The organism is Micromonospora sp. 4G55, from assembly GCF_016803375.1.
Map to the genome: position 1 here is coordinate 1 of NZ_JAEVHN010000432.1, position 5,402 is coordinate 5,402.

Here is a 5,402-nt window from a genome sequence, read left to right on the forward strand (position 1 = left end):
GGCCCTGGCGCTCACCGGCGGGGCGCTGCTGGTGCCCACCGGCGCCGCCGGCACCGGCCGGACGATCACCGTGGCGGTCGTGCAGGGCAACGTGCCGCGGCTCGGGTTGGACTTCAACGCCCAACGTCAGGCGGTGCTCAACAACCACGTCGACGCCACCCTGGAACTGGCCGCCGGGGTCGACGCCGGCACCCGGCCCCGCCCCGACCTGGTGGTGTGGCCGGAGAACTCCTCCGACATCGACCCGCTGCGCAACGCCGTCGCCGGGGAGCGGATCTCCCAGGCCGCCGACGCGATCGGCGCGCCGATCCTGGTCGGTGCGGTGCTGCTCGGCCCCGACCGGGGGCAGGTGCGCAACGCGGGGATCCTGTGGCGCCCGGGCACCGGGGCGGACCTGTCCCAGCTGTACACCAAACGGCACCCCGTCCCGTTCGCCGAGTACGTGCCGCTGCGCACGATCGCCCGGATGGTCAGCAAGCAGGTCGACCTCGTCCGCAACGACTTCGTGGCCGGTGAGCGTCCCGGCGTGGTCCGGTCCGGGCCGGCCGTGCTCGCGACGTGATCTGCTTCGAGGTCGCCTACGACGGCCTGGTGCGCGACACCGTCGACGGTGGGGCGCAGCTGCTGGTGGTGCAGACCAACAACGCCACCTTCGACGTCGCCGAGGCCCGCCAGCAGCTGGCGATGGTGCGGCTGCGGGCCGTCGAGCACGGCCGGGGCGCGTTGATGGCCTCCACGGTCGGGGTGTCCGGGTTCGTGACCCCCGACGGGCGGGTAAGCGGCGCCACCGGGTTCAACACCCGCGCGGTGGTGCTGCGTCAGATGGCGCTCGCCGACGGGCGTACCCCGGCCACGCGGGCGGGTGTGTGGCCGGAGCTGGCCCTGGCCGGCCTCGCGGTGGCGGTCCTGGTGGCCGCCGGCGGGCTGCGCCGCGCACGCCGCCGGGAGGTCGACGCCGGCCGGTGAGGCCGGGGCGGATGCGCGAAAGGGGTGCGGTGAGCGAGCCAGTGCCGGTGGGCCACCCCGGGGTGGGGCGTGTGCTGGTGGTGATCCCCACCTACAACGAGGCGGAGAACCTCCCCGACGTCGTCGCCCGGGTCCGCGCCGCCGCGCCGGCGGTGGACATCCTCGTCGCCGACGACAACAGCCCCGACGGCACCGGCGCCCTCGCCGAGGCGATGGCGGCCACCGACCCGCGCGTCAACGTGCTGCACCGCCCCGGCAAGGACGGCCTGGGCGCGGCGTATCTGGCCGGGTTCGCCTGGGCGCGCCGGCGCGGCTACGACGCGGTGGTGGAGATGGACGCCGACGGCTCGCACGCCCCGGAGGACCTGCCCGCGCTGCTGGCCGCCGCCCGCGACGCCGACGTGGTCATCGGCTCCCGGTGGACCCGCGGGGCGCGGGTGCTGAACTGGCCGCTGCGGCGGTTGCTGCTGTCGCGCTGCGGCAACCTGTACGCGCGGTTGGCGCTGGGTATGCCGGTCTCCGACGCCACCGGCGGCTACCGGGTGTACCGGTCGACGGCGCTGACGGCGATGGAGCTGGAGTCGGTCTGCTCGCAGGGCTATTCGTTCCAGGTGGAACTGTCGCGGCTGGCGCACCGGGCGGGGGTGCGGATCGTGGAGGTGCCGATCACGTTCGCCGAACGGGAGCGCGGCGCGAGCAAGATGAGCCCGCTGATCGTGGCGGAGGCGCTGTGGCGGATCACCGCGTGGGGGCTGCGGGACCGGCGGGCGGCGGCGTGGCCCGGCCGGCGGGTCGCGGGCCGGTGGCCGTGACGCGCGGGCGTGTCATGCTGGAGGGGCGGGGTTTCCGCCCCGTGTCCGGTTCACGGCGGCGTCGTCGACCGGGCGCCGCGCGACGCGGATGAGGTGAGATGCGCCGATACCTGAGGTTCGTGCCACCGGCCCTGCTGCTGGCGGTGGTGCTGGAGCTGGCGGTCTTCGTCGGGGTGGGCCGGGTGATCGGGTTCGGCTCGGCGGTGCTGCTGGTGTTCGCGGCGTCGCTGCTGGGGCTGGTGCTGCTGCGTCGGGAGGGGATGCGCGCCTGGCGCGGGTTCCGCTCGTCGGTGGAGGCCCGGCAGCCGCCGGGCCGGCAGGTCACCGACGGCCTCGTCGGGCTGCTGGGAGCACTGCTGCTGGCCACCCCGGGGCTGGTCAGCGGCGTGGTGGGTCTGTTGCTGCTGGTGCCGCCGGTGCGCCGGCTGGCCCGCGGCGGGGTGCAACGTGCCGCCGAGCGCCGGGTGTCGTCGATGGTCGCCGGTGACCTGTTCGGGCCACGGACCGTGCGGGTGCGCCGCGGCGCCAGCCGGCCCGCGCCGGAGCCGACGGTCGACGGGCAGGTCGTCGATGCGGGCCCGCCGCAGGTCGTCGACGGGGGTCGGGCCATCGAGGGTGAGATCGTCGAGCCGCGCCGCCCCTGACCACATACGAACGCGCCCCCGGGAGGTATCTCCCGGGGGCGCCGTCGTCGCCAGGTGGGGCGCTCAGGCGCGGCCGCGGCGGGTCCGGACCTCCTGCAGCCGCTCGGCGAGGATGTCCTCCAGCTCGGCGATGGAGCGCCGCTCCAGCAGCATGTCCCAGTGGGTACGCGGCGGCTTGGCCTTCTTCTGCTCCGGCTCGGTGCCGTCGACCAGCCGGGCGACGCTGCCGTCGAACTTGCATTCCCAGGTCGTGGGGACCTCGGCGTCGACGGCGAACGGCACCTCGAACTGGTGGCCCTTGGCGCACAGGTACTCGCGGGTCTGACGCGGCGCGAGCTCCGTGTTGCGGTCGGATTCGTAGCTGACCGCGCCCAGCCGGCTACCGCGCAGCATACGCTCGCCCATGATCGACTTCCCCTCGTTCGTGGTGCTGGTCTTCTCGTGTAACGGCCCGTCGCCCCCGCGGCATTCCCGCCCGGCTGGGTGATCCGGCCGGTGGCCCCTGCAAGGGTAACCGGCCACGGACGGGACCCGGCGGGGTCGTCCCCGGCCGGGTCGAATCGGTGGAGTGTTTCGGCGCTCACCGGGGATGTTAGCCGCCCCAGCTTGGGAGGAGGTGACGATGACCAGTGACACGCCGGTCGACGCCCGACCGCCGGGCGGGAAAACCTTCTTCGGTCATCCCCGCGCGCTGTCGACGCTGTTCCTCACCGAGATGTGGGAGCGGTTCAGCTTCTACGGCATGCGCGCCATCCTGGTGCTCTACCTGACCGCCACGGTCGCCGAGGACGGCCTGGGCATGGGGGAGCCCACCGCCAACGCGGTCTACGGCACCTACAACGCCATGGTCTACCTGATGGCGCTGCCCGGCGGCTGGGTCGCCGACCGGCTGATCGGGGCGCGGCGCAGCGTGCTGTGGGGCGGCGTGGTCATCGCCGTCGGGCACTACGTGATGGCGATCCCCGCCCGGTGGAGCGTGTTCGCCGGGATGACCTTGATCGTGCTCGGCACCGGGCTGCTCAAACCCAACATCTCGACCATGGTCGGCGGGCTCTACGACCGCGACTCGCCCCGCCGCGACGCCGGCTTCTCCATCTTCTACATGGGCATCAACCTGGGCGCGTTCATCGCCCCGCTGGTCACCGGCTTCCTCGGCGAGAAGATCAACTGGCACCTCGGTTTCGGGGCCGCCGCGATCGGCATGACCTTCGGCGTGCTCCAGTACGTCCTGGGCCGGCGCAACCTCGGCGACGCCGGCGAGCGCCCCGCCGACCCGCTGCTGGGCGCCGACCGTCGCCGCGCGCTGACCCGCATCGGCGTCGGCGTGCTGGTGCTGCTGCTGGTGCTCGCCGCGCTCGCCGTGGCCGACCTGTTCACCGTCAACACCGTGGTCAACAGCCTCACGGTCGCCACGGTGCTGATCACCATCGGCTACTTCGCGCGGATCATCACCGACCGGGAGATCAGCAACACCGAACGCAGCCGGATGAAGGCGTACCTGTGGCTGTTCGTCTTCGCCGCCGCCTTCTGGCTGATCTACGACCAGGCCGGGTCGGTGCTGAACATCTTCGCCGCCGACCGGACCGACCGGGACGTGTTCGGCTTCACCTTCCCCGCCTCCTGGCTCCAGTCGGTCAACCCGATCCTGATCATCATCGGGGCGCCGCTGTTCGCCTGGCTCTGGCTGCGCCTGGGCCACCGGGTGTCCACGCCGGTGAAGTTCGCCGTCGGCCTGGTCCTCAACGGCCTGTCGTTCGTGCTGATGGCCGCCGCCGCGCAGGCCGCCGTCGGCGGGGACCTGGTCTCCCCGTGGTGGCTGGTCGCCGTGTACGCCATCCAGGTCGCCGGTGAGCTGTCGCTGAGCCCGGTGGGCCTGTCCGCCACCACCAAGCTCGCCCCGGTCAAGTACGCCAGCCAGATGATGGGCCTGTGGTTCCTCGCCACCGCCGTCGGCGACGCCATCGGCGGGCAGGTGGCCCGGCTCGCCGAGACCTGGCCCGAGCCGACCTACTTCCTCACCTTCGGCCTGGCCTCGGTCCTGCTCGGCCTCGGCGCGGTGATGTTCACCCGGCACATCTCCCGGCTGATGGCCGGCATCCACTGACCCCCGTCCGGACCGCACCCGGCGCACGCGGGACCGCCCCGAGCGCGCGGTGGGGATACGATCCGCGCCATGGCCCGCACCACCATCCACCCCGGCGCCTGCCCGCTGGACTGCCCGGACACCTGCACCTGGCAGCTCACCGTCACCGACGGCAGGGCGGTGGCGCTGCGCGGCGATCGGGAGCACCCGTTCACCCGGGGCGCGCTGTGCGGCAAGGTCAACCGCTACCTCGACGCGGTCAACGGACCCGACCGGCTCACCCGGCCGCTGGTGCGGGTCGGGCCCAAGGGCGTCGGGCCGGTGTCGTACCGGCCGGCGAGCTGGGACGAGGCGCTGGACCGGGTGGCGGCCGGGCTGCGCGCCACCATCGACGCCGACGGGCCGCAGGCGATCCTGCCGTACTACTTCGCCGGCACGATGGGCCTGGTGCAGGGCTGGACGATGGGGCCCCGGCTCTTCGCCCACCTGGGCGCGTCGCGGCTGCGCACCACGATCTGCACCGCCGCCGCCCGCGCCGCCCTCCAGTCGATCTACGGCGGGTCGGTCGGCTTCGAACCGGAGTCGATCGTGGACGCCCGCCTGATCGTGCTGTGGGGCGCGAACCTGCTCTCGACGAACCTGCACCACTGGCCGTTCGTGCAGGAGGCGCAGCGGCGCGGGGCGTACGTGGTGACGATCGACCCGCTGCGCACCGACACCGCCGCGCGCAGCGACGAGCACGTCGCGCCGCTGCCCGGCACCGACGCCGCCCTCGCGCTGGGGCTGATGCGCCACATCCGCGACCTCGGTGGCGTCGACCGGGAGTGGCGGGACGCGCACACCACCGGCGGGGAACGGCTCGACGCCCGCCTCGACGAGTGGCCGGTGGAACGCGCC

General features: G+C 73.7%; 5 protein-coding genes and 1 pseudogene. 5 read left to right on the plus strand and 1 reads right to left on the minus strand.

Going from position 1 to position 5,402, the window contains the following annotated elements; all coding sequences use genetic code 11:
* From lnt to JNW89_RS26570, 3 genes and pseudogenes are all read left to right on the plus strand, one after another.
* Window positions 1–966 (plus strand): annotated as a pseudogene (lnt, locus tag JNW89_RS26560) (apolipoprotein N-acyltransferase); the annotation flags it as partial.
* A gap of 11 nt (window positions 967–977) precedes the next feature.
* Window positions 978–1,778 carry a polyprenol monophosphomannose synthase gene (locus JNW89_RS26565; protein ID WP_375155144.1) on the plus strand — a complete coding sequence of 267 codons (801 nt, stop codon included), beginning with the start codon at window positions 978–980 and terminating at the stop codon, window positions 1,776–1,778.
* Window positions 1,779–1,876: 98 nt separating this feature from the next.
* Window positions 1,877–2,422 carry an FxsA family protein gene (locus JNW89_RS26570; protein ID WP_238451057.1) on the plus strand — a complete coding sequence of 182 codons (546 nt, stop codon included), beginning with the start codon at window positions 1,877–1,879 and terminating at the stop codon, window positions 2,420–2,422.
* A 63-nt stretch (window positions 2,423–2,485) separates the two neighbouring features.
* Here JNW89_RS26570 and JNW89_RS26575 read toward each other — a convergent pair whose 3' ends face one another.
* Window positions 2,486–2,827 (minus strand): RNA polymerase-binding protein RbpA, encoded by a 342-nt coding sequence (locus JNW89_RS26575; RefSeq protein WP_007070998.1) that lies wholly within the window; start codon window positions 2,825–2,827, stop codon window positions 2,486–2,488.
* A gap of 217 nt (window positions 2,828–3,044) precedes the next feature.
* Here JNW89_RS26575 and JNW89_RS26580 point away from each other — a divergent pair, with 217 nt between their 5' ends.
* Window positions 3,045–4,526 (plus strand): peptide MFS transporter, encoded by a 1,482-nt coding sequence (locus JNW89_RS26580; RefSeq protein ID WP_238451059.1) that lies wholly within the window; start codon window positions 3,045–3,047, stop codon window positions 4,524–4,526.
* A 69-nt stretch (window positions 4,527–4,595) separates the two neighbouring features.
* Window positions 4,596–5,402: molybdopterin-dependent oxidoreductase (locus tag JNW89_RS26585; protein WP_238451061.1), on the plus strand; the 807-nt coding region annotated here is incomplete at its 3' end.

Excerpts from the sequence above, each read along its gene's own strand:
- JNW89_RS26565 (WP_375155144.1), top strand. The coding sequence starts at position 978 with ATGCGCGAAAGGGGTGCGGTGAGCGAGCCAGTGCCGGTGGGCCACCCC.
- JNW89_RS26570 (WP_238451057.1), top strand. The coding sequence starts at position 1,877 with ATGCGCCGATACCTGAGGTTCGTGCCACCGGCCCTGCTGCTGGCGGTG.
- JNW89_RS26575 (WP_007070998.1), bottom strand. The coding sequence starts at position 2,827 with ATGGGCGAGCGTATGCTGCGCGGTAGCCGGCTGGGCGCGGTCAGCTAC.
- JNW89_RS26580 (WP_238451059.1), top strand. The coding sequence starts at position 3,045 with ATGACCAGTGACACGCCGGTCGACGCCCGACCGCCGGGCGGGAAAACC.